The organism is Variovorax robiniae (assembly GCF_037889955.1).
GTDB lineage: Bacteria > Pseudomonadota > Gammaproteobacteria > Burkholderiales > Burkholderiaceae_C > Variovorax > Variovorax robiniae.
Genome location: NZ_JBBKZS010000002.1, coordinates 605,807 through 628,679, shown reverse-complemented (window position 1 = coordinate 628,679; position 22,873 = coordinate 605,807). Strand labels below are relative to the sequence as shown.

The window sequence follows — 22,873 nt, the reverse complement described above, 5'->3', positions numbered from 1 at the left end:
GCGTGCGCATTCGTGCGCGTGGCCAAGCTCCTTTCAAGGGGCAACACCAGCGGCCGGGCGTTGCCGGCTCCACGGTGTTTCTGGAATTGAGAACACGCGTTTCTGGAGAAACTTTTCATGCCCGTGAACCTGACCGCCCCTGATCCTGCCGCCTTGTTCGCGGTGCCCGGCATCCGCATCGGCGTGGCCGAAGCCGGCGTGCGCAAGGCCAATCGCAAGGACCTGACCGTCGTGCTCATCGACGAGGGCGCGGCCGTCAGCGGCGTCTTCACGCAAAACCGCTTCTGCGCGGCGCCGGTACAGGTGTGCCGCGAGCACCTGGCGCAGAACTTCGGCATCCGCGCGATGCTGATCAACACAGGCAATGCCAATGCCGGCACCGGCGAGGACGGCCTGGCCCGCACCCGCGCCACCTGCATTGCGCTCGCACGCCACCTGGACATCGCCCCCGAGGAGATCCTGCCGTTCTCGACCGGCGTGATCATGGAGCCCTTGCCCATCGATCGGATCGAGGCGGGCCTGCCTGCCGCGCTCGACGATGCCGCGCCCGATCATTGGGCGCGCGCCGCCGAAGGCATCATGACCACCGACACGGTCCCCAAGGCCTTCAGCCAGCGCGCACAGATCGGCGGTGCGACGGTCACGATCACCGGCATCAGCAAGGGCGCGGGGATGATCCGGCCCAACATGGCGACCATGCTGGGCTTCATGGCCACCGACGCGAAGATCGATCCCTCCCTGATCCAGCCGTTGGCAAAGCTGCTGGCCGATTCGTCCTTCAATCGCGTCACCATCGACGGCGATACATCGACCAACGATTCCTTCGTGGTCATTGCCACGCAGAAGGCCGCGCACGCCACCATCACCTCGCTGGAGTCGGCGGAGGGGCGCGCATTGGTCGAGGCGATGCGCAATGTGGCGCGCCTGCTGGCGCAGGCCATCGTGCGCGACGGCGAGGGCGCGACCAAGTTCATCACCATCCGTGTCGAAGGCGGGCGCGATTCGGCGGAGTGCCGCCAGGTGGCCTACGCGGTCGCGCATTCGCCGCTGGTCAAGACGGCATTCTTCGCCAGCGACCCGAACCTCGGGCGCATCCTGGCGGCCGTCGGCTACGCGGGTATCCAGGACCTCGACCAGACCGGCATCGACCTGCACCTCGACGACGTGCACGTCGCCGTCAAGGGCGGCCGCAACCCGTCCTACCGCGAGGAAGACGGCCAGCGTGTGATGAAGCAGAGCGAGATCACCGTGCGCATCGGCCTCGGCCGTGGCGACGCGAGCGACACGGTCTGGACCTGCGACCTGAGCCACGACTACGTGTCCATCAACGCCGACTACCGCTCCTGAGGGCGCGATCTCGACATGAATGAAGCCTTCCAGCGCCTGATCGAGCGCGCCGAACAGCTCATCACCCGCATCGAATCGGTGCTGCCGCAGCCTTTGGCGGCGCCCACGGATTGGAACGCTTCCATCGCCTGGCGTTACCGCCGCCGCAGCACGGGCCATGGCGTGCTGGAGCCGGTGCGCCACGTGGCCGCGATGGCACTCGACAACCTCAAGGAAATCGACGTCCAGAAGGAAAAGATCGAGCGCAACACGCGCCAGTTCGTTGAAGGCAAGCCGGCCAACAACGTGCTGCTCACCGGCGCGCGCGGCACCGGCAAATCCTCGCTGATCCGGGCCTGCCTGCACGCCTACGCGCCGCAGGGCCTGCGCCTGATCGAGGTCGACAAGGCCGAGCTGACCGACCTGCCCGACATCGTCGAGGTGGTGGCGAACCGCCCCGAGAAGTTCATCGTCTTCAGCGACGACCTGAGCTTCGACGAGGGCGAGCCGGGCTACAAGGCGCTGAAGTCGATCCTTGACGGCTCCATCGCCGCGTCGACCGCCAACGTCCTGATCTACGCCACGAGCAACCGGCGCCACCTGTTGCCGGAGTACATGAAGGACAACCTCAGCTACACCCACACCGAGGACGGTGAGGTGCATCCGGGCGAGGTGATCGAGGAGAAGATTTCGCTGTCGGAGCGCTTCGGCCTGTGGGTCAGCTTCTACCCGTTCAGCCAGAACGAATATCTGGCGATCGTCGCGCAGTGGTTGTCGTCCTTTGGCGTGGCACCCGCTGCGATCGAGGCGGCGCGCGCGGATGCGCTGGTCTGGGCGCTGGAGCGGGGCTCGCGCAGCGGGCGCGTGGCCTGGCAATTTGCACGCGACTACGCGGGGCGTGCCGCGGCATGACCGAAGCGCGCAAGCACACCGAAGTCGCCGTCGGCGTCCTGATCCGCGGCGACGGGGCGCTGCTGCTGTCCACGCGGCCGGAAGGCAAGGCCTACGCCGGCTACTGGGAGTTCCCGGGCGGCAAGATCGAGGCCGGCGAGACGGTCGAGCAGGCGCTGCGGCGCGAACTGCACGAGGAACTGGGCATCACGATCGGCGGCGCCCAGGTCTGGAAGGTCACCGAGCACGACTATCCCCACGCCCTGGTGCGCCTGCACTGGTGCAAGGTGCACGAATGGAGCGGCGAATTCGAGATGCGCGAAGGCCAGCGCATGTGCTGGCAACAGTTGCCGCTGGAGGTGACGCCGGTGCTGCCCGGCGCGATGCCCGTTCTGGCTTGGCTCGCGGAAGAGCGCGGCCTGCCGACGGCCTGACGGCCTACTGAAGCTTCGGGTCGCCAAAGGGCTCGTCGTCCGGCGGCGCGTCGGCCGCCACGCGAAACGATTCGCTGGCCCAGGCACCCAGGTCCAACCCTTTGCAGCGCGCGCTGCAGAACGGGCGAAAAGGATTGCGCGGCGAGTAGTAGGTGTCCTCGCCACAGCCGGGGCAGCGAACGATGCGTTCGCTGAAATTCGCCGGGTCCGTCATGCGCAGAGTGTCAGCTCAAAAGGGGCGTTTTCAGTGCTCTGGTGCAGCCGGTCGTCCTCGCCCAGCTTCATGAGCCGCACCGACACCATCAGGCGATTACCGCTGATTTCTGGCACGAGGCCCATCGTCTGATCAATGCGCATGCGCAGCAGCTGGAAGGTGCGGCCCTGCGGCAGCGTCTGCTGGAACTGCCCGTTGGCCGCGATCACCTTGTAGGGCACGTCGGCATCGCGCAGGAGCTTGAGCAGCAGGTAGATCGATTCCGCCAGTGGCGACAGTGTGGCGGCCCAGCGCTCCAGGTCGGCGCGGCGGGCCGAGGCCTTGTGATGCTGCCAGGCGTAGTAGGCCGGCAGGTCGAACTCGCAGGTGCCGCCCGGGATGCCGGCGCGGCTGCGGATGCTCATGAGCCATTCGTTCTCGGTCAGCGACTGGCCGGCCTTGCCGGGCACCGTGTTGAGCGTGTTGAAGTGGCGCTCCAGCTGGGCGATCACCTGGTCGAGCACGGTCTCGGAAATCGCCGGGTTGCCGCGATAACTGTTGAAGACGTGCTTGTGCTTCTCGAGGTCGCGCATCACGTCGGCCTTGAGGTCGGCGCGCGCTGCCACGTCCATGATCTCGAAGATCGTGACGAGCGCGTAGTGGTGCAGCAGCGCCGAGTCGGCCGGTACCAGTTCGCCGAGTCGGCGAAAGAGGTGCTCGAGGCGCAGGTAGGTCCGGATGCGCTCGTTGAAGGGGTACTCGTAGAGGATCACGCGTGTCGGGTGGCGGCTGGTGCGGGGATCATAGCTTCAACAGCCGGTCAAGGCGGAGTGCCCGTGGGCGCAGGGAGGATCTTGCGCACTTCCTGCAGCATGAATTGCCCCAGGAACACCTGGCCGTGCGTCGACAGATGCGTGTCGTTCGGGAAGTAGAGGTCGCGCATCTTGAGGCGCTCCTCGCGCATCAGGGCGAACAGGTCCGGTCCCACGCCGAGCTTGTTGAAGCCGTCGACGAATTCTCTCGAGTAGTCGGGCTTCAGGTAGGTCGTGGTCTTGTTGGGAATCACCATCCACAGATGGGGTGTGCTCTTGCGTGCGGCCGTGAAGGCCTTGAAGCGCTCCAGCGTCTTCAGCGTCAGCGGGCCGTTGTCGACATCGTCGGCGTAGAAGAGGGCGCGGTCGCAGAGACGATGGCTGAAGCGCTCGCAGCCGTCGGGCACGAGGCGCACTGTGGTTGCCCGGCTGATGAGGGTGTCCGAGGTCGCCTTCTTGGCGCGCCGGGTGTTCCGGTAGGTGATGACCCCGCTGGTCAGCCTGGCCGACCAGTTGAGTGCGAAGCCGGGCACGGCGCGGAACGGCTGGATGAAGGGGTCCGGCCTGGCGGTGAACTTGCGGCTCATCTGGCCGTTCACGCAAGCCTCCGACTTCTGCATGCGCTCGTCCAGCAGGCGCTCGACGCTCTGGAAGATGATCAGCTTGCCGTGGAAGCCGGCCTGGGCAAGCCAGGCGTCCACGTCGCCGCAGAGCGCCTCGCTGTAGGTGGCCCAGTAGGTGGTGGTCACGCGGTAGCCGGCATGCACCAGCGCGGCTTGCCACTGGTGCGTCATCGAGAAGCTGTCGCCCACGATCAGGATGTCGGCCTGGTTGACGGGCGATTCGATCAGGTCCGCGTCGATTACCGGCGGCGGTTGGATCTTCCAGCCGAATTCATGGTCGGACACGCGCCCGATGCGCGACAGGTCGCCATAGGGCGCCGGTGTCAGCAGCGTGACGACCAGCAGCGCCGAGATGACGACGAAGCCGGCGAAGAAGACACGCAGCCAGAGCTTGGCGGGGTTCGTCGGGGAGGGGCGGGGCGGGGCTGCGCTCATGTCGGAGCTCGCGCTAGTCACGGTGTTGCGGCGCCGCGGTGGACCTGGCCAGCGTTTCGCGCACGGCCTGAAGCATCATCTTTCCCATGATTTCCTGTCCGTAGGTCGACATGTGCGTGTCGTTCGGGAAATAGAAATCCTTGATCCTGGTGCGGTTCTCGGCAGCCATCGTGAAGAAGTCGGGCCCGAGATTGGCCGGCAAGTAGACGTCGCGGAAGGCCTTCGAATGGTCCTGGACGAAGTAGGTGGTGGTCTTGTCGGGGATCACCATCCACACGAAGGGGAACAGCTTCTGCTTCGCGTTGAATTCCTTCATGCGCTCGAAGTCGCCGGGGTCCAGTTCGCCGGCCTTTTGGTCCTGCTTGAAGAAGAGCACCTTGGGGCACAGCGGATTGCTGAACAGTTCGCAGCCATTTGGCACCACGCGGACCGCGGTTTCGTCGAAGCTGATGTCGCCGGGTGCTTCGCGCGCGCGCCGCGTGCGGTCCCAGGTGATGATGCCAGTGGCCAGCTTCGCGGTCGAATTGAGCGCGAAGCCGGGCTTCTCGGCCAGCGCTGTCACGGGCGGGATGAGGCGCGGCACGAAGGGTGCGGTCATGTGCGCGCACTGGGTGCTGAGCCGCATCCGTTCCTTCAGCAGGCGCTCCACGGATTCGAAGATCACCAGCTTGCCGCGGAAGCCGGCGTCGACCAGCCACTGCTGCGTGTCGGCGCACATCGTCTCGTGGTAGGAGCCCCAGTAGATCGTAGTGACCTTGAAGCCGGCGCGCACCAGTTCGGCCTGCCAGACGTGTGTCATGGAGAAGCTGTCGCCGATGACCACGATGTCGGCCTCGGCCAGTGGCACGGCGATCATGAATTGCTTTTCCGGCAGCGCAGGCGGCCGCTGCTGCCAGCCGAATTCGGCATCGGACAGGCGGGACAAGCGTGACAGATCGCCGTAGGGCACGGTGGTGAAGAGCGTGAGGAGCAGCATCGCCACGATGACGGCGAAGCCGGCGAAGAACACCCGCAGCCAAAGCTTCGCCGAACTCATCTGCACGGCCCGAATGCGGTACGCGCCTGCGGCGCGATCCAGTTGGCGGTCATCTTCCTAGAACTGGAAATAGAGGAACGGGCTGTACGAGCCGAGTTGCGACACGCAGAAGGCCAGCATCGTCACGGTCACCAGCGCGATCGTGACGGTGGCGACCGAACCTGCGCGCGGACGCGTGGCCAGGAAGACCGGCTGCGGCACCCAGCGCTCCAGCGTGATGGTCGGCGGCAGCGCCAGGCAGACCACCAGCGCCACCAGCAGCGTCTGGAAGAACTCCGGCTTGCGGTACGGCACGATGAATTCGCCGAAGGCGACGCTCGGGACGCCATGCATGCCGAGCATGCCCTTGTAGATCTCGATGGCCGCCGACATGCTTTCCGCGCGGAACACCACCCAGGCAATCATCACGCAGATGAAGGTGAGGAACCAGCCCAGCACCTTGGCAACGCGGCCCGGCGGCACGTTGCGCCGCACCTTGGCGTTCCACAGGTGGTTGACCATGAGGTAGCCGCCGTGCAGGGCGCCCCAGATCACGAAGGTCCAGGCGGCGCCGTGCCACAGCCCGCCCAGCAGCATGGTGAGGAACAGGTTGATGTAGCGCCGCGCGGGCCCCTTGCGATTGCCACCCAGCGGCACGTAGAGGTAGTCGCGCAGGAAGGTCGACAGCGAGATGTGCCAGCGGCGCCAGAACTCGATGATGTTGGTCGACTTGTAGGGCGAGTTGAAATTGAGCGGCAGCCGCACGCCAAGGCACAGCGACAGGCCCACGGCCATGTCGGAATAGCCCGAGAAGTCGAAGTAGATCTGCATCGTGTACGCGAGCACGCCGAACCACGCCGTGTAGAGCGAGGGCATGACGCCGCTGTGCACGCCGTTGAACACCATGTCCGCGTACTCGCCCATCTTGTCGCCGATGAGCAGCTTCTTGGCCAGGCCGAAGGTGAAGATCGCCAGGCCGAGCGCGACCTTGTCCAGGTCGACGCGGTAGGTCTTGGGATTGGCGAACTGCGGCATCATCTGCGCGTGGTGCAGCACCGGCCCCGCGATCAGGTGCGGGAAGTAGGTCACGAACAGTGCGTAGTGCACGAAGCTGCGTTCATGCACCTTGCCCTGCCAGCAGTCGACCAGGAAGGCGATCTGCGTGAAGGTGTAGAACGAGATGCCGATCGGCAATGCGATGTGCACCATCTCGATCGGTGACGCGCCGGCCGCCACCAACGCGGCGTCCACGTTCGCAATGAAGAAGTTCGCGTACTTGAAGATGCCCAGCACCACCAGGTTGACCGTCAGCGCCAGCACGAGCATGCGCTTGCGCTGCTTGTCGGAACGGCCCGGTTGCGGCGTGAGCCGCAGGCCCGACCAATAGTTGAAGCAGATCGACAGCAGCAGCAAGGGCATGGCCTTGACGCTCCACCAACCGTAGAAGAACAGCGAAGCCAGGGCCAGGAAGCCGGCCGCGGCCCGGATGTTGTGCCTGCCGATGAGGAAGAACCCGATCAGGACGATCGGGAAGTAGGCAAAGATGAACGCGTAGGAGTTGAAAAGCATCGAATCGTAGGGCGTTGCCCGAAGAGCCGGCGGGCGCGTCGCGTGAGTGCGGCAGCTCGCCGGAGCGACGCCGGCGCGACCGCGATTATCGCCGGTCGGCGGCCATCCACTGCTGCAAAAGCCCGTCGACTTCGGCTTGGAGTTGCGCGAGGTCCAGGCCTTCGTTGAAGATCACGGCGTCGGCCGCGGCGCGTCGTGCCTCGCGGCTGGCCTGCTGGGCGATCACGGCCTGCACCGCTTCGGCCGACCAACCGTTGCGCGCCATCACGCGGCTCATCTGCGTGGCTTCGGTGGCATCGACCACCAGCACACGGTCGACTCGCGCGCGCCATCGGCCCGACTCGACCAGCAATGGCACATCGAAAACGACGATGTCGCGGTCCTGTGCCTGTGCAGCCTGGTGGTCGCAGGCCATGCCGATGAGTGGATGCAGGATGGCCTCGAGTCGTCGCTTGGCACTCGCATCCTGGAACACGATCTGGCGCATGCGGTCCCGGTCCAGGGCGCCATCGGCCTGTACCAGATCCTGGCCGAACTGCGCTGCGATAGGCCCCATCGCCTGCCCGCCCGGCAGGGTGAGCGAGCGGGCAATCGCATCCGTGTCGATCAGCGCGGCGCCGCGTTGCACGAGCATGGATGCGACCGTGCTCTTGCCGCTGCCGATCCCGCCCGTCAGGCCGATGCGCTGCATGCTGCCGGACCTCAGATCGGCGGAAGGGGAAACGCGAAGGGCGCGAGCATGCGCACCGCGTCCGGCCCGAGCACGAAGCAGACGATGCCGGTACCGGCCAGGCACGGGCCGAAGGAAATCGGAATGTCCTTGTGCGCCACCTTGCCGACGATCCGCAGCACGACCCAGAGGATCACGCCAACGACTGACGACACCAGCACGATCGCCAGCAGGTAGTCGGCACCGAGCCAGGCGCCGAGTGCCGCCAGCAGCTTGAAGTCGCCGTGCCCCATGCCTTCCTTGCCGCGAAGCTTCTGGAACAACCAGGCGATCACCCAGAAGAACATGTAGCCGCAGAAAGCGGCCCAGACGGCCGAGGTGAGCGTGACCCCGGTCCAGCCCAGCGCCGCGCCGATCAGCCCCAGCCACAGCAGGGCGTAGGTGTATTCGTCTGGCAACAGTTGCGTGTCGAGGTCGATCAGGAACTGGACCACCAGCAGCGCAATGAAGGCGGCCCACAGCCCGCCCACCGGCGTGAGGCCGAAACGCCATCCCACCAGCGCAAACAGCGCCCCGACGGTCAATTCGACCAGCGGGTAGCGGATGCTGATGCCGGCCTTGCAAGCCGAGCATTTGCCCCGCAGTGCGAGGTAGCTGAGCACCGGAATGTTCTCGTACCAGCGAATTGGATGGCCACAAGCGCCGCAACGGGAACGCGGCGCCGACAAGCTCAGCGGCGCCAGGTTCTCAATCTGCGCCAGCGCCGGCGTGGCGGCAGCTTCAAGTGCGGGTGGCGTTGTCGACTTGCCGCCGAACACCAGCGTCCACAGGCTCGGCTGCTCCGGCGACGGTGTGAGGGCCGCCACCGAATCCGTCAGCCAGTCGCGATACATCATCGCCGGCTTGCGGTAGACAACCACATTGAGAAAGCTGCCGATCAACAGCCCGAGCAGGCCGGCCGCCACCGCGGCCTCAGCCCCTGCCGACATCCACATCAGACGACCTGGCCGAGCTTGAAGATGGGCAGGTACATCGACACCACGATGCCGCCGATGATCACGCCGAGGATCACGATGATGATCGGCTCCATCAGGCTCGAAAGTCCGGCGACCATGTCATCCACTTCCGATTCGTAGAAGTCGGCGGCCTTGCCGAGCATGTGATCGATCGAGCCGGATTCCTCGCCGATCGCCGTCATCTGCAGCACCATCGACGGGAAGATGTTGGCATTGGTCATCGCAGCGGTCAGGCTGGTGCCGGTCGACACTTCCTGCTGGATCTTGACCGTGGCATCGGCATACACCGAGTTGCCCGAGGCGCCGCCCACCGAGTCCAGCGCCTCCACCAGCGGCACGCCGGCGGCGAACATGGTGGCCAACGTGCGCGTCCAGCGCGCGATGCAGGACTTGTCGATCAGCGTGCCGAATATCGGCAGCTTGAGCAACAGACGGTCCATGAACTTCTGCACCCGCTCGTTGCGCTTCCAGGCCTGCATGAAGAAGTAGAGGCCGCCGCCGATCACGCCGAAGATCAGCCACCAGTAGGCCACGAAGAACTCGCTGATCGCCATCACGATCAGCGTCGGCGCGGGCAGGTCGGCGCCGAAGGAACTGAACACCTGCTTGAAGGCCGGGATCACGAAGATCATGATCACCGCGACCACCACGAAGGCCACCACGATCACCGAGGTCGGATACATCAGCGCCGACTTGATCTTGGACTTGATCGCCTCGGTCTTTTCCATGTAGGTGGCCAGGCGGTCCAGCAACTCTTCCAGGATACCGGCCGCTTCACCCGCCTCGACGAGATTGCAGTACAGGTTGTCGAAGTACTTTGGAAACTTGCGGAATGCCGCCGACAGCGAGGTGCCGGTTTCCACGTCGCCGCGGATGTCGTTGAGCAGCTTGGCCACGCTCGGATTCGCATTGCCCCGGCCGACGATGTCGAAGGCCTGCAGCAGCGGCACACCGGCCTTCATCATGGTCGCGAGCTGGCGCGTGAAGATCGCGATGTCCTTCGGCTTGATGGTCTTGCCGGCGCGCATCTTGCGCTTCTTGATCTTCGTGGCCAGCACGCCCTGGCGTCGCAGCGAGGCCTGCACCTGGTTCTCGCCCGATGCGCGCATCTCGCCGCGCACCTGCTTGCCATTGCGGTCCCGGCCTTCCCATTCGAAGACCGTTTCCTTGATGTTCCTGACGGATGTTGCAGTTGCCATTCAATCCTCGTGCGCCGTGTTTACTCGTTGGTGACCGCCACCACTTCTTCGAGTGATGTGAGTCCCTGCATGACCTTCTTCAGACCCGACTGGCGCAATGAGCGCACACCTTCGGCCTCGGCCTGCCTGGCGATGTCCAGGGCACTGCCGTCGCGCAGGATGATCTCCTGGATCTTTTCGCTGATCGGCATCACCTGGTAGATGCCGACGCGGCCCTTGTAGCCGCCGTTGCAGGCGGAGCAGCCGACGGGACGGTAAGGCTTCCAGGTGCCGTCGACATCGCGCTCCTTGAAGCCGGCGTCGATCAATGCCTTGCGCGGCACCTCATGCGCCTCGCGGCACACGGTGCAGAGGCGCCGGGCCAGGCGCTGCGCGGTGATCAGGATCACGCTGGACGCGATGTTGAAGGGCGCGATGCCCATGTTGCGCATCCGCGTCAGGGTGGTGGGCGCGTCGTTGGTGTGCAGCGTGGACAGCACCAGGTGACCCGTTTGCGCGGCCTTGATCGAGATATCGGCGGTTTCCAGGTCGCGGATTTCGCCGACCATGATGATGTCCGGATCCTGGCGCAGGAAGGCGCGCAGGGCCGTGGCGAAGGTCAGCCCAGCCTTCTCGTTCACGTTGACCTGGTTGACGCCCGGGAGGTTGATTTCCGACGGGTCTTCGGCGGTCGCGATGTTCACGCCCGGCTTGTTCAGCAGGTTCAGGCAGGTGTAGAGCGACACCGTCTTGCCGGAGCCGGTCGGGCCGGTCACCAGCACCATGCCGTAGGGGCGGGCAATGGCTGAAAGCAGGCGTTCCTTCTCGTCGGCGTCATAGCCGAGCGCATCGATGCCGAGGCGGGCGCTGCTCGGGTCCAGGATACGGATCACGATCTTCTCGCCGAACAACGTAGGCAAGGTGCTGACCCGGAAGTCGATCACGCGGTCCGGGCCGATCTTCAGCTTCATCCGGCCGTCTTGCGGGATGCGTTTTTCCGAGATGTCCAGCCGCGAGATCACCTTGATGCGCGAGGCCAGCTTGTCCTTGATGACGATGGGCGGCGTGGCAATCTCTCGCAGTTCGCCGTCGACCCGGAAGCGCACGCGGTACTGGGTCTCGTAGGGCTCGAAGTGGATGTCCGAGGCGCGCATGCTGAAGGCGTCGAGCAGCATCTTGTGCAGGAAGCGCACGACCGGTGCGTCTTCGACTTCGGCGACGGCCTGTTCGTTGGTCTCGGTCTCGGTGGCCGCGTCATCGAATTCGAACTCGGCGCCGACGATGTTGTCGATCGTCTCCGCGGCACTGACGGCGGCGGCCTCGACCATGCGCGAGAGCTTGTCGTACTCGGCGATGACCCAGTCGACGCCCATCTGCGAGGCGAACTTGATCTTTTCCGCTGCCTGTTGGTCCGACGGGTCGGCCGTGGCGACGATGAGACGGTTGCTGCGCTTGCTCAGCACCACGATGCGGTAGGCCTGGCACAGCTTGGGGTCGAGCAGGTCCTTGGGCAGGCGCTGCTGGTCGATCGCGTCGAGGTCCAGCAGGGGCGCGCCGAATGCGTTGGAGAGGGTGTGGGCCAGATCGGCGGCGGACACCGCGCCGGTGCCCGTCAACTCGGCAATGAAGCTCGTGCGGCTCGATTGCGACTTCTGGTAGATCTCTTCAGCCGTCTTTGCCGCCAGCTTGCCAGCCGAAATCAGCGCGCGAGCCAGTCCCGGCAGCGCGATGGGCGAGTGTTCTTTGGCAAGGGGATCGGCTGCGGCCATTCAACGATTGTAAAAAACGTGAAAAAGTGATTCACGATCATCGCTGATCGACCCTATGCTGTAAATCGCAGCCGTGCAACAGTGGCAACAGTCTGCGAAGCATTTGGCAATTCACAGCCACAAGTGGCTGGTCGGGGTGAGAGGATTCGAACCTCCGGCCTCTACGTCCCGAACGTAGCGCTCTACCAGGCTAAGCTACACCCCGATTGTTGCGAAAAAACAGAGAAACGACCCGCGTAAGACTTTTAGGTAACTTAGGTGCGACGCTCAAGCAACTGAGCCGCCAATTGTAGCAAACCTTGCGAGTGCGAATTCGAAGGCATGGCTTTCAACGCGTCGATTGCGCGTTGGGCCTCCGCTGCCGCAGCGGCGCGGGTGGCATCCAGCGCGCCCGTGGCGCGCACGATGGCCACGATGGCGGGCAGCTTTTCAGTGTCGCCAGCCTCGATGGCATTGCGAATGAGAGCGCTGTCTTCCGGTGTCGCGCGCTGCATGGCCAGGATGAGCGGCAGCGTGGCCTTGCCTTCGCGCAGGTCGTCCCCGAGGTTCTTGCCGGTTTCGCTGGCGTCGCCGGCATAGTCGAGCACGTCGTCGATCACCTGGAATGCCGTGCCCAGCGCCTGCCCGAAAGTGGCGCATGCTTCCTCGACGGCGGGTGTGGACCCGGCGAGCACGGCCGCCAGCCGGGTGCTGGCTTCGAACAACTTGGCCGTCTTCGAGCGGATGACGCGCAGGTAGGCCGCCTCGTCGAGCGTGGCGTCGTGCATGTTCATCAACTGCAGGACTTCGCCTTCGGCGATCACGTTGGTCGCTTCGGCCAGGATCTGCATCACGCGCATGTTGTCGGCGTCCAGCATCATCTGGAACGCGCGCGAATAGAGAAAGTCGCCAACCAGCACGCTGGCCGGATTGCCGAAGGACTCATTGGCTGTGGCGCGGCCGCGGCGCAGCGTGGACTCGTCGACCACGTCGTCGTGCAACAGCGTCGCGGTGTGGATGAACTCGACCACCGCCGCCAAATTGAAACGCTGCGCCCCGCGATACCCAAGCGCGCCGCTCATCAGGAGCAGCAGCGCGGGGCGCAGGCGCTTGCCGCCCGCCGAAATGATGTAGCGCGAAACCTCGCTGACCAGCGGCACGCCGGTGTCGAGTCGCGTGGCAATCACGCGGTCGACCTCGGCCATGTCTTCGGCGATCAGGTCAAGTACGGCGTTTGTGGAAGAAGCAGCAGAGGAGACTGACAAAGCGGAAGCGCAAGGCGCCGGGGAGGGGTGATTTCTGAGGGCGGCCTGCATGGCCGGGTTGGCCGGGATTATAGGGAGCGACCCACCCGCCTCCCCTGCGCGGAAAAGCCGGTTAGCGTTAGCTGACAATTCCGGGCTATAATCTTGGGCTCTGCGGAAATTCGTCCGTGGAGCCATCACCCCTTCACAGGGACAAAGAGGTCATTACATGTACGCGGTCATAAAAACCGGCGGCAAGCAGTATCGCGTTGCTTCCGGCGAAAAAATTAAAGTAGAACAGATTGCTGCGGACGTAGGCCAGGAAATCGTGATCGATCAGGTTCTCGCAGTCGGCAACGGCTCGGACATCAAGATCGGCGCGCCCCTGGTGTCCGGCGCAACGGTGACAGCCACGGTGCTGTCGCACGGCAAGCACGACAAGGTGCACATCTTCAAGATGCGCCGTCGCAAGCACTATCAGAAACGTCAAGGCCATCGCCAGCAGTTCACCGAACTGCAAATCGGCGCGATCGCCGGTTAAGGAGCTGAAATGGCACAGAAAAAAGGCGGCGGCTCAACGCGAAACGGGCGCGACTCCAAGCCCAAGATGCTCGGCGTGAAGGCCTTCGGCGGTGAACTGATCAGCGCAGGCTCGATCATCGTTCGCCAACGTGGCACGCAGTTCCACCCCGGCGTCAACGTCGGCGTGGGCAAGGATCACACCTTGTTCGCCCTGGTCGACGGCCACGTGTCGTTCGGTCACAAGGGTGCGCTGAACAAGCACACGGTCAACGTGACCCCTGCGGCTTAAGCCCAGGTCACTTCGACCCGCTTCGAAGCCCCGCTCGTCGGGGCTTTTTCGTTTTCCGCCCGGGCAGGGCGCCTCTCTATAGACTGATATCCCATGAAGTTCGTTGACGAAGCCTTCATCGACATCGCCGCCGGCGATGGCGGCAACGGCTGCGTGTCGTTCCGCCATGAGAAGTACAAGGAGTTCGGCGGCCCGAACGGCGGCGACGGCGGCCGTGGCGGCCACGTTTTCGCGGTGGCCGATCCCAATCTCAATACCTTGGTCGACTTCCGCTATTCGCGCCGGCACGATGCCAAGCGCGGCCAGCACGGCATGGGCTCCGACATGTTCGGCGCGGCCGGCGACGACATCACGCTGAAGATGCCGGTGGGCACCATCATCACCGACGCCGAGACCGGCGAGGTGCTCTACGAACTCCTGGTGCCGGGCGAGGTGATCACCATCGCCAAGGGTGGCGACGGCGGCTTCGGCAACATGCGCTTCAAGAGCGCGATCAACCGCGCGCCGCGGCAGAAGACGCCCGGCTGGCCCGGCGAGAAGAAAAGCCTCAAGCTCGAACTCAAGGTGCTGGCAGACGTCGGCTTGCTCGGCATGCCCAACGCTGGCAAGTCGACCCTGATCAGCGCCATCTCGAATGCGCGGCCGCGTATCGCCGACTACCCGTTCACGACCTTGCATCCGAACCTGGGTGTGGTTCGCGTCGGTCCGGAGCAAAGCTTCGTGGTCGCGGACCTGCCTGGCCTGATCGAGGGCGCGTCCGAAGGCGCGGGCCTCGGCCATCTGTTCCTTCGGCATCTGCAGCGCACCCGCCTGCTGCTGCACGTGATCGACATGGCGCCCTTCGACGATAGCGTCGACCCCGTGGCGCAGGCCAAGGCCATCGTTGGCGAGCTGAAGAAGTACGACGCGGCGCTGTATCAGAAGCCGCGCTGGCTGGTGCTCAACAAGCTCGACATGGTGCCCGAGGACGAACGTGGCGCGCTGGTGAAGGACTTCGTCAAGCGGCTGCGCTTCAAGGGGCCGGTGTTCGAGATTTCCGCGCTGACGCGGGAAGGTTGCGAGCCGCTGGTCAAGGCGATCTACCAGCATGTGAAGGCCGAGCAAGTCGCCGAGCAGGCACCGGCGGAGATCGATCCACGCTTTGCGCCCGAGCCTTCAGGTCCGGGCGCCGCTCCGACCGAATCCGCCTGAGTTCCTTCGCACCGTGCTGCCATCGAAAATGATGGCAACCCTCGCCCCAATTGACCGCTCCAGTCCGACATGACCCAACGCCCCCATTCCACCGCCCTGCGTGATGCACGTCGCATCGTGGTCAAGGTTGGCTCGAGCCTGGTCACCAACGAAGGCCGTGGCCTCGATGAGGCCGCGATCGGTGAATGGTGCCGTCAGCTCGCGGGACTGGTGCGCGACGGTCGCGAGGTGGTGATGGTGTCGAGTGGCGCCATTGCCGAGGGCATGAAGCGCCTTGGCTGGCGCACGCGGCCCCACGAGGTGCATGAACTGCAAGCGGCCGCTGCCGTCGGGCAGATGGGGCTCGCGCAGATGTACGAGACCAAGCTGCGCGAGAACAATCTTGGAAGCGCGCAGGTCCTGCTGACCCATGCCGACCTGGCCGACCGCGAGCGCTACCTCAATGCGCGCTCGACCCTGGTGACCCTGCTCGCGCACGGCGTGGTGCCGGTCATCAACGAGAACGACACGGTGGTCAACGACGAGATCAAGTTCGGCGACAACGACACGCTGGGCGCGTTGGTTGCCAACCTGGTGGAAGCCGATGCGCTCGTCATCCTGACTGACCAGAAAGGCTTGTTCACGGCGGATCCGCGCAAGGATGCGTCGGCCACCTTCGTGCATGAAGCCGTGGCCGGAGACCCGGCACTCGAAGTCATGGCCGGCGGTGCCGGTTCCAGCCTGGGGCGCGGCGGCATGATCACCAAGATTCTGGCCGCCAAGCGCGCCGCCGCTTCCGGCGCCTCGACAGTAATCGCCTGGGGCCGTGAGCAGGATGCCCTGCTGCGCTTGGCGGGCGGCGAGGCCATCGGCACTTTGCTGGTGGCGCAGACGGCCAAGCACCAGGCGCGCAAGCGCTGGATGGCCGATCACCTTCAGATGCGCGGCGCCGTCACGGTGGACAACGGTGCGGCGGCCAAGGTCCGGGCCGAAGGCAAGAGCCTGTTGCCGATCGGCATGACCGCGGTGGAGGGTGATTTCTCGCGCGGGGACGTGATCGCGGTACGCGACCCGGCGGGCGCCGAGTTGGCGCGCGGGCTGGCCAACTATTCCAGCGCCGAGGCGCGGTTGCTGTGCCGCAAGCCGTCTGGCCAGATCGAGCAACTGCTGGGATACGTGGCGGAGCCGGAGATGGTGCACCGCGACAACATGGTCCTCATGCCGAAGGCATGAATATTCCTACTGCGGACGCCGATCTCGGGTCTGCGGTGTTGGCTCCGGCATAACAAGCGCTGTCGCGCAGTTGTTAGCCTCTGCCGCAACTTCGTTGTCACCGCACGGGAGTGCGGTTCCGCTCCTCAACCCGACCTCGGCGCCCGCGCTACGGAATCTTCACGCCTTCTGCGCCCCTTATTCCCTAAGCCTCTGAGCCCTGGCGGCGCAGCAAGCTCGCCTACTCGACCTCGCGCACCGGCTTGCGCAGCAACTGCACCGTCTCTCTCACCGACACCTGGGGCCCGTGGCCTCGGCAAAGGCCTTGGTAGGTCAGCCGCGACACATAGCCCGACTTGATCTGCCGGTAGGGCTTCCACTCGGGATCCTTGGCTTCAACCCACTTGCCGTCGTTGAAACGGGCGTAGGTCTTGACCTCGTCGGTGGAACAGCGCACGCCCTCGTAGTAGGCGTTGAATGCGCCGCCTTGCTGGCTGCGGGACAACACCACATACCGGACGACGCCGTCATTCGTGATCACGATGGTCTCCGGATCGACGCTGAAGTTGAGCGCCGAGCGAGTGGGCATCTCGATGGGAATCGCCCGGCCCTCTGCGAAGGCGGGCGGCGGCGGCACGTCGGTTTCCTTCCATTCGACGTCGCTGGCGGTCACCGTCGGTGGCGGCGGCGATCCGGCCTGGGCCCAGTCCGGGTTGTCCCGGCTGCGACCGGCGGAGGAGGCGCATGCGCCAAGGAAACAGCAGGCGGCCAGCGCCAGCGCAAGCTCAGCGCTGCGTCGGCACGAAAGGCGCGTTGTGGGGAGAAGAAGACTCATCGCTCGCGGAAGATAGATTGGGGTTCGGATCGAATGTGCCGCCCGGCGGCAGATCCATGCCGACGGGTGCGCCGGCATCGAACGGATGGCGATCGAAGTCCCGCCCTCGCACGTTGCTGCGCAGGAAGCGGTTGCGGAAATCCTGGCGCGGCAGGTAGCGCGCCAGCTCTGTCAGGGCCATTTCATAGACGCCCCGCTTGAACTCGACGACGACATCGAGCGGCACCCAGTAGTCGTGCCAGCGCCAGGCGTCGAACTCCGGATGATCCGTCGCCCGAAGGTTCAGATCCCAGTCGTGCCCCGTCAATTGCAGCAAGTACCAGATCTGCTTCTGGCCTTTGTAGTGACCGCGTGCGTCACGGCGGATGAACCGATCCGGCACCTCGTAGCGCAACCAGTCGCGGGTACGGGCCACGATGCGCACATGCTCCGGATGAAGGCCCACTTCCTCATGCAGCTCGCGGAACATGGCTTGCTCGGGGCTTTCGCCGCGATCAATGCCGCCTTGCGGGAACTGCCAGGAGTGGGTGCGTATGCGCTTGCCCCAAAAAACCTGGTTTCTCTGGTTGAGCAGGATGATGCCGACGTTGGGCCTGAAGCCGTCCCGGTCGAGCATAATCAAACCCCAAATTTCTATGAACTGAGTCGATTATGCACGCCGTGTTACGCACGGCAAGCGGACCGGTTCGAAGGCCCCCGGGCCTGCACACCTCCTCACTGACCCAGCCGCGCAAGATGAAAGCATCCCGTTTTTTTGTCTCCACCCTCAAGGAAGCACCGACCGACGCCGAGGTGGCGAGCCATCGCCTCATGATGCGCGCGGGCATGATCAAGAAGCTCGGCGCGGGGGTCTACACCTACATGCCGATGGGCTTGCGCGTGATCCGCAAGGTCGAGGCGATCGTGCGCGAGGAGATGGACCGGGCCGGCGCGGTCGAGCTGACCATGCCGGTGGTGCAGCCGGCCGAGCTGTGGCAGGAGAGCGGCCGCTTCGACAAGATGGGCCCCGAACTGCTGCGCATCAAGGACCGCCATGAGCGCGACTACGTGGTGCAGCCGACCAGCGAAGAGGTCGTGACCGACATCGCCCGCCAGGAGATTCGCAGCTACAAGCAACTGCCGCGCAACTTCTACCAGATCCAGACCAAGTTCCGCGACGAGCGTCGCCCGCGCTTCGGCCTGATGCGTGGGCGCGAGTTCACGATGAAGGACGCGTACAGCTTCGACCGCGACCTGACGGCGGCCAAGGCGAGCTACCAGAACATGGCGCAGGCCTATCGCCGGATCTTCGACCGCTTTGGGCTGACCTACCGTGCGGTGGCGGCCGACAGCGGCGCCATCGGCGGCGACATGAGCGAGGAGTTCCAGGTGATCGCCGCGACCGGCGAAGACGCGATCGTCTACTGCCCGGACAGCGACTACGCGGCCAACATGGAAAAGGCCGAGGCCATGGCGCCGGCTGGCCCGCGGCCTGCGGCTTCCAACGCGCTGGCCAAGACGCCGACGCCCGGCAAGGCCACCTGCGAAGACGTGGCCGTGCTGCTCGGCGTGCCGCTGGCCACGACGGTCAAGTCGCTGGTGCTCGCAACCGACACGCTTGACGCCAAGGGCAACATCGTCGGCGCGCAGGTCTGGCTGCTGCTGCTGCGCGGCGACCACGACATGAACGAGATCAAGGTCAGCAAGGTCCCTGGCCTGGACGCGGGCTTCCGCTTTGCGTCCATCGGCGAAATCGATGAGCATTTCGGCTGCAAGCCCGGCTACCTCGGACCGCTGAACATGAAGAAGCCCGTCAAGCTCGTCGCCGACCGCGAAGTGGCAGTGATGGCCGACTGGATCACGGGCGCCAACGAGGTCGACTTCCACATGACCGGCGTGAACTGGGGGCGCGACCTGCCCGAGCCCGATCTCGTCGCCGACCTGCGCAATGTGGTCGCCGGCGACCCGTCGCCGGACGGCAAGGGCCTGCTCGCGATCGAACGCGGCATCGAGGTCGGCCATGTGTTCGTGCTGGGCACCAAGTACAGCCGGGACATGAACGCCACCTTCCTCGACGAGGGCGGGAAGCCGCAGTTCCTGGAAATGGGCTGCTATGGCATCGGCATCACGCGGCTGCCGGCCGCGGCCATCGAGCAGAACCATGACGAGCGCGGGATCATCTGGCCGGATGCGATCGCGCCTTTCACCGTCGTGGTCTGCCCGATCGGCATGGACCGCAGCGTGGACGTCAAGGCTGCGGCGGAGGCGCTCTACGAAGAACTGCGCGGCGCGGGCGTCGACGTGCTGCTGGACGATCGCGGCGAGCGCCCCGGCGCGATGTTCGCCGATTGGGAACTGATCGGCGTGCCGCATCGGATCGTGGTGTCCGACCGCGGCATCAAGGAAGGCCAGTACGAGTACCAGCATCGCCGCGACACGGCGGCGACCAAGGTGCCGGCGGCGAAGGCCGCGGCCCATATCCGGGCCCGGCTCGCGGCATGAACGTAGCGCCGGAGGCCAACCGGTGACACTCTCGCGGCGCGCTTGCCTGGGCGCCGCCGCGGGCGGTGCGTTGTCGATGGCGCTGCCTCGCGCAGCACTGGCCGGTGCACAACTCGAGGAGCCGATGATCGACGCAGTGCGCAATGCCTTGTCGGCATCGATACACAGCGCCGCGCCGCCGATCCCGGAGTTCAATGACACCGCGTCGCGCTTGGCCTACCTGCGGTGGCTCGGCGAGATGAGCGAACGGCTGAAGAAGAAGGTGCCGGAGCCCCAGCCGCGCATCGAGTTCCTGCAAACGGTCTGGTACGAAACCCGGCGCTCGGCGCTGGATGTGAGCCTGGTGCTGGGGCTGATCCAGGTGGAGAGCAACTTCCGGAAGTTCGCGGTGTCCAGCGCGGGGGCGCGCGGGCTGATGCAGGTGATGCCGTTCTGGACCCGCGTGATCGGCGACGGCGACGCGGGACAGTTGTTCCGCATGCAGACCAACCTGCGCTTTGGCTGCGTCATCCTTCGCCACTACCTGGGGCTGGAGAACGGCGACCTGTTCCTGGCGCTCGGTCGCTACAACGGCAGCCGGGGCAAGGCGCCGTATCCGAACGCCGTGTTCGCCAACCAGCGCAACTGGAAGTTCACGGACCGCCCGTCAGTTGATTGAACCGGTGCCGCGTGCGACGTGAGGCTTGCCTAATCCCGGTTGCGCAGCGCCCAGGTCCAGAGTGGCCGAGGCATCGACAACGCAACCAGGGCCATCATTCCTCTCCCGGAGAGGCGTTGGCGCCAGTTCCAGTCTGGCGAGACAAAGCATTTCCATGCACGGAGGCGCTCGCCGTCCCGCGCATAGCGCATCGTTGCCACCGGGGCGATGCGCGAGGCTCTTTTCTGCCGTAGCGCGATTCCCTCGGGCGGTACTCGGAGCTGCTTGGTGAATTCGTAGTACAGGTGGACATCCATGCCGCGGCCCGCATTTGTGACCGAGTCTGCCTGGACGCGATACGCCGAAACCTCCCGATCGATGTAGCGGGCCGACACGCCGCCGTTGGCAAGGCGCACGTGCATGGCCCAGTCGCCCACGTTGCCGTCACGCGGGCCCTGCATGTATTGCAGGTAGGTGTCTCTTTCAATCAGGAAGGCATCGGGCGGGACGGATTGGGTCAGGCACCATTGCCACATCGGCTGTGCGCGTGCGCTGCCGGTCTTGCCGTACACGCGATCGTTCTCGGCGCTGCGGACCAGGTCGACGCGACCGTCCTCGTCCATGATCAGGTTGCGGCCGAACCAGAGCTTGACCGAGTCGTCTGTCTCGCTCATGGAGGCATCGGCCAATACGCGCAGCGCGTCTGGGCAGAGCGTGTCGTCGTTGTGGAGATAGAGGAGGTGGCCAAACCTGGCTCGCATGCCCAGAAAACACTGGTTGGGGTACGTGCCCTTTGGCGGGTCGCTTGGCACGTAGTCGATCAGGTCGGCCAAGCCGCTCGCTGCAATCACTGCCCGGTTGCGTTCCCAATATTCGCGCGGGCTGTCGTCGCCGATGATGATCTCGCCGATCAGTGCGCGATCCTGTTGCGCAATGCTTGCGAGCGCTTCTCCCAACTGCTCTGGCCTGGCATAGGCCGGAATCAGTACCGAGATCAGCATGCCGTGGCCGCAGCGCGCATGTCTTGCGCATGCAGGGTCGAGCGCACCGCGCCGATCACGCGCGTGACGTCCGCATCGCTCAACTTCGCGGAGATCGGCAGCGACACGGTCTGGCGGCCGACCCGGTGTGCGTGCGGCGCATCCTCGGGCCGCCAGCCATAGGTCTCCTGGTAGTACGGGTGTTCGTTGAGCGAGAGGTAGTGCACGCCGACGCCGATGCCCTGCGCGGTCATGGCGTCCAGGAAGGCATCGCGCGAAATACCGCAGCGCTTCGCGTCGACATGTATGGTGAACAGGTGATGGCCATGGCGTGTGTGGGGCGCGACGCGCGCAGGCAATTCGAGGGGCAGGTCCGCCAGTTCGTCCATGTAGCGCGTCCAGATCGCCTCGCGCCGCCGCCAGTAGCGCTCGACACGCTCGAGTTGCTTCAGGCCGATGGCAGCCTGCAGGTCCATCATGTTGTATTTGAAGCCGGCGGCCACGACGTAGTAGTGCTTGTAGCCTTCGTCGCTGAAGCGCTTCCAGGCGTCCTTGCTCATGCCGTGCAGGCCGAGGATCTTGATGCGCGCCGCGTCTTCTTCCCGGCGCGCAAACACCATGCCGCCTTCGCCGGTGACGATGTTCTTGGTGACGTAGAAGGAGAAGCAGCCGAAGTCGCCGATGGTGCCGGCGCTGTGGCCGTGATACTCGGTCTCGATTGCGTGCGCGCAGTCCTCGATGACCTTGATGCCATGGTGGCCGGCGATCGCCATCAATGCGTCCATGTCGCAAGGGCGGCCGGCGAAATGCACCGGCACAATGGCGCGCGTGCGGGGCGTGATCTTCTGCAGCACCTGCGCTGGGTCGATGTTCAGCGTCTTGGGATCGATGTCGGCCAGGACCGGCTTGGCGCCTGCGTGAATGATGGCGTTGACGGTTGCGCAGAAAGTCATCGGTGTCGTGATGACTTCGTCGCCCGGCCCGACTCCGGAGGCGAGAAGCGAAAGATGCAATGCCGCAGTGCACGAATTCAGCGCCATCGAATGGCGCGCACCCCGATAGAGCGCGAACTCCCGCTCGAATTGCGCCACCTTTGGGCCGGTTCCGAGCCACCCCGACCGCAGCACGGACTCGACCGCGTCGATGTCGTCCTGCTCGATCTGCGGTGAACCGAACACCAGAAACTCTTCTTTTCTTTGCATGGTGATAAGACGTGTTGAAGGTTCGACGGATTGGTCTTGTAGCGTTGCGTGCCGGGCTACGAAACAATCCTACCCACAAAGAAAACATTAGTTAACAATTTCCTCCGTGCAACGGGCTTTTTTGGGCTTGGCTCAGCTTTGTTGGTCAGCTAGCGGTCAGGTCGTTCGGTGTATCGGGAGATACGCAATAAGTAGTAAGGAAATGTTTCAGAAAATCCAATGAAATCAATCACTTGAGCGTTCAGGCGAACCGGCGACCTCGACATTGCGCCGAATTTTTGAGAACGGGCCTTACCGTGGGAGGCGAAACTCAGCCGTCAAGTAGCGCAATGGCCAGGGCTCTGAGAGGGCATAGGCACCGTTCGAAACGGCTCTGCGAGGTTTTGGTTCA

General features: G+C 64.8%; 23 protein-coding genes and 1 tRNA gene. 9 read left to right on the top strand and 15 right to left on the bottom strand.

The window, feature by feature from the left end:
- The first annotated feature begins 117 nt into the window (after positions 1 to 117).
- The 3 genes from argJ to WKW79_RS07175 are packed head-to-tail and all read left to right on the top strand — an operon-like array spanning position 118 to position 2,651.
- Positions 118 to 1,347 (top strand): bifunctional glutamate N-acetyltransferase/amino-acid acetyltransferase ArgJ, encoded by a 1,230-nt coding sequence (gene argJ, locus WKW79_RS07185; RefSeq protein ID WP_340334409.1) that lies wholly within the window; start codon positions 118 to 120, stop codon positions 1,345 to 1,347.
- 15 nt (positions 1,348 to 1,362) lie between these two features.
- Positions 1,363 to 2,238, top strand: coding sequence for an ATP-binding protein (locus WKW79_RS07180; protein WP_340334408.1), 876 nt, complete (start codon positions 1,363 to 1,365; stop codon positions 2,236 to 2,238).
- The gene (locus WKW79_RS07175; protein WP_340334407.1) at positions 2,235 to 2,651 is read left to right on the top strand and encodes an NUDIX domain-containing protein; all 417 of its coding nucleotides are present in this window, start codon (positions 2,235 to 2,237) and stop codon (positions 2,649 to 2,651) included. Before WKW79_RS07180 ends, WKW79_RS07175 begins: the two co-directional genes overlap by 4 nt.
- 4 nt (positions 2,652 to 2,655) lie before the next feature.
- Here the strand turns inward: WKW79_RS07175 and WKW79_RS07170 are convergent, their stop codons facing one another.
- The 11 genes from WKW79_RS07170 to WKW79_RS07120 form a co-directional block, all read right to left on the bottom strand.
- Positions 2,656 to 2,865 carry a DNA gyrase inhibitor YacG gene (locus tag WKW79_RS07170; protein WP_340334406.1) on the bottom strand — a complete coding sequence of 70 codons (210 nt, stop codon included), beginning with the start codon at positions 2,863 to 2,865 and terminating at the stop codon, positions 2,656 to 2,658.
- Positions 2,862 to 3,617: a cell division protein ZapD gene (gene zapD / locus WKW79_RS07165; RefSeq protein ID WP_340334405.1), complete on the bottom strand. Its 756-nt coding sequence runs from the start codon at positions 3,615 to 3,617 to the stop codon at positions 2,862 to 2,864. The genes WKW79_RS07170 and zapD overlap by 4 nt, the downstream gene beginning before the upstream one ends.
- Before the next feature lie 47 nt (positions 3,618 to 3,664).
- Entirely contained in the window at positions 3,665 to 4,714 is a 1,050-nt protein-coding gene (locus WKW79_RS07160) for an alginate O-acetyltransferase AlgX-related protein (RefSeq protein WP_340334404.1), read from the bottom strand.
- Positions 4,715 to 4,727: 13 nt separating this feature from the next.
- Complete coding sequence (locus WKW79_RS07155; RefSeq protein WP_340334403.1) at positions 4,728 to 5,750, bottom strand: alginate O-acetyltransferase AlgX-related protein; 1,023 nt, start codon at positions 5,748 to 5,750, stop codon at positions 4,728 to 4,730.
- A 57-nt stretch (positions 5,751 to 5,807) separates the two neighbouring features.
- Positions 5,808 to 7,298, bottom strand: a complete 1,491-nt coding sequence (locus WKW79_RS07150; RefSeq protein ID WP_340334402.1) for an MBOAT family O-acyltransferase — start codon at positions 7,296 to 7,298, stop codon at positions 5,808 to 5,810.
- An 85-nt stretch (positions 7,299 to 7,383) separates the two neighbouring features.
- On the bottom strand, positions 7,384 to 7,989 hold the full coding sequence (gene coaE / locus WKW79_RS07145; protein ID WP_340334401.1) for a dephospho-CoA kinase: 606 nt from the start codon (positions 7,987 to 7,989) through the stop codon (positions 7,384 to 7,386).
- Between the two features lie 11 nt (positions 7,990 to 8,000).
- Positions 8,001 to 8,963 carry a prepilin peptidase gene (locus WKW79_RS07140; protein WP_340334400.1) on the bottom strand — a complete coding sequence of 321 codons (963 nt, stop codon included), beginning with the start codon at positions 8,961 to 8,963 and terminating at the stop codon, positions 8,001 to 8,003.
- Positions 8,963 to 10,183, bottom strand: coding sequence for a type II secretion system F family protein (locus WKW79_RS07135; RefSeq protein WP_340334399.1), 1,221 nt, complete (start codon positions 10,181 to 10,183; stop codon positions 8,963 to 8,965). The genes WKW79_RS07140 and WKW79_RS07135 overlap by 1 nt, the downstream gene beginning before the upstream one ends.
- A 20-nt stretch (positions 10,184 to 10,203) precedes the next feature.
- Complete coding sequence (gene pilB, locus WKW79_RS07130; protein WP_340334398.1) at positions 10,204 to 11,931, bottom strand: type IV-A pilus assembly ATPase PilB; 1,728 nt, start codon at positions 11,929 to 11,931, stop codon at positions 10,204 to 10,206.
- 128 nt (positions 11,932 to 12,059) lie between these two features.
- Positions 12,060 to 12,136, bottom strand: a tRNA-Pro gene (locus WKW79_RS07125).
- A gap of 49 nt (positions 12,137 to 12,185) precedes the next feature.
- A complete protein-coding gene (locus WKW79_RS07120; RefSeq protein ID WP_340334642.1) occupies positions 12,186 to 13,115 on the bottom strand; it encodes a polyprenyl synthetase family protein in 930 nt (309 codons plus the stop codon).
- 268 nt (positions 13,116 to 13,383) lie between these two features.
- Here WKW79_RS07120 and rplU point away from each other — a divergent pair, with 268 nt between their 5' ends.
- The 4 genes from rplU to proB all read left to right on the top strand — a co-directional run bounded on the left by rplU (position 13,384) and on the right by proB (position 16,368).
- A complete protein-coding gene (rplU, locus tag WKW79_RS07115) occupies positions 13,384 to 13,695 on the top strand; it encodes a 50S ribosomal protein L21 (protein WP_213953195.1) in 312 nt (103 codons plus the stop codon).
- A gap of 9 nt (positions 13,696 to 13,704) precedes the next feature.
- Positions 13,705 to 13,965 (top strand): 50S ribosomal protein L27, encoded by a 261-nt coding sequence (rpmA, locus tag WKW79_RS07110; protein ID WP_007833244.1) that lies wholly within the window; start codon positions 13,705 to 13,707, stop codon positions 13,963 to 13,965.
- Between the two features lie 93 nt (positions 13,966 to 14,058).
- Positions 14,059 to 15,156: an Obg family GTPase CgtA gene (gene cgtA / locus WKW79_RS07105; protein ID WP_340334397.1), complete on the top strand. Its 1,098-nt coding sequence runs from the start codon at positions 14,059 to 14,061 to the stop codon at positions 15,154 to 15,156.
- Positions 15,157 to 15,225: 69 nt separating this feature from the next.
- Positions 15,226 to 16,368: a glutamate 5-kinase gene (gene proB, locus WKW79_RS07100; protein WP_340334396.1), complete on the top strand. Its 1,143-nt coding sequence runs from the start codon at positions 15,226 to 15,228 to the stop codon at positions 16,366 to 16,368.
- 220 nt (positions 16,369 to 16,588) lie between these two features.
- On the opposite strand, the gene WKW79_RS07095 is transcribed toward proB, so the two are convergent.
- Together WKW79_RS07095 and WKW79_RS07090 are read right to left on the bottom strand one after the other, a co-directional pair.
- Positions 16,589 to 17,020, bottom strand: a complete 432-nt coding sequence (locus WKW79_RS07095; RefSeq protein WP_340334395.1) for a CNP1-like family protein — start codon at positions 17,018 to 17,020, stop codon at positions 16,589 to 16,591.
- 112 nt (positions 17,021 to 17,132) lie between these two features.
- On the bottom strand, positions 17,133 to 17,798 hold the full coding sequence (locus WKW79_RS07090) for an RNA pyrophosphohydrolase (RefSeq protein ID WP_340334641.1): 666 nt from the start codon (positions 17,796 to 17,798) through the stop codon (positions 17,133 to 17,135).
- A 119-nt stretch (positions 17,799 to 17,917) separates the two neighbouring features.
- Here WKW79_RS07090 and WKW79_RS07085 point away from each other — a divergent pair, with 119 nt between their 5' ends.
- Positions 17,918 to 19,663: a proline--tRNA ligase gene (locus WKW79_RS07085; RefSeq protein WP_340334394.1), complete on the top strand. Its 1,746-nt coding sequence runs from the start codon at positions 17,918 to 17,920 to the stop codon at positions 19,661 to 19,663.
- Positions 19,664 to 19,739: 76 nt separating this feature from the next.
- Complete coding sequence (locus tag WKW79_RS07080) at positions 19,740 to 20,321, top strand: lytic transglycosylase domain-containing protein (RefSeq protein WP_340334640.1); 582 nt, start codon at positions 19,740 to 19,742, stop codon at positions 20,319 to 20,321.
- A 29-nt stretch (positions 20,322 to 20,350) separates the two neighbouring features.
- Here WKW79_RS07080 and WKW79_RS07075 read toward each other — a convergent pair whose 3' ends face one another.
- Together WKW79_RS07075 and WKW79_RS07070 are read right to left on the bottom strand one after the other, a co-directional pair.
- Complete coding sequence (locus tag WKW79_RS07075) at positions 20,351 to 21,301, bottom strand: glycosyltransferase family 2 protein (RefSeq protein ID WP_340334393.1); 951 nt, start codon at positions 21,299 to 21,301, stop codon at positions 20,351 to 20,353.
- Complete coding sequence (locus WKW79_RS07070; protein ID WP_340334392.1) at positions 21,295 to 22,482, bottom strand: DegT/DnrJ/EryC1/StrS family aminotransferase; 1,188 nt, start codon at positions 22,480 to 22,482, stop codon at positions 21,295 to 21,297. The genes WKW79_RS07075 and WKW79_RS07070 overlap by 7 nt, the downstream gene beginning before the upstream one ends.
- Between the last annotated feature and the right edge of the window lie 391 nt (positions 22,483 to 22,873).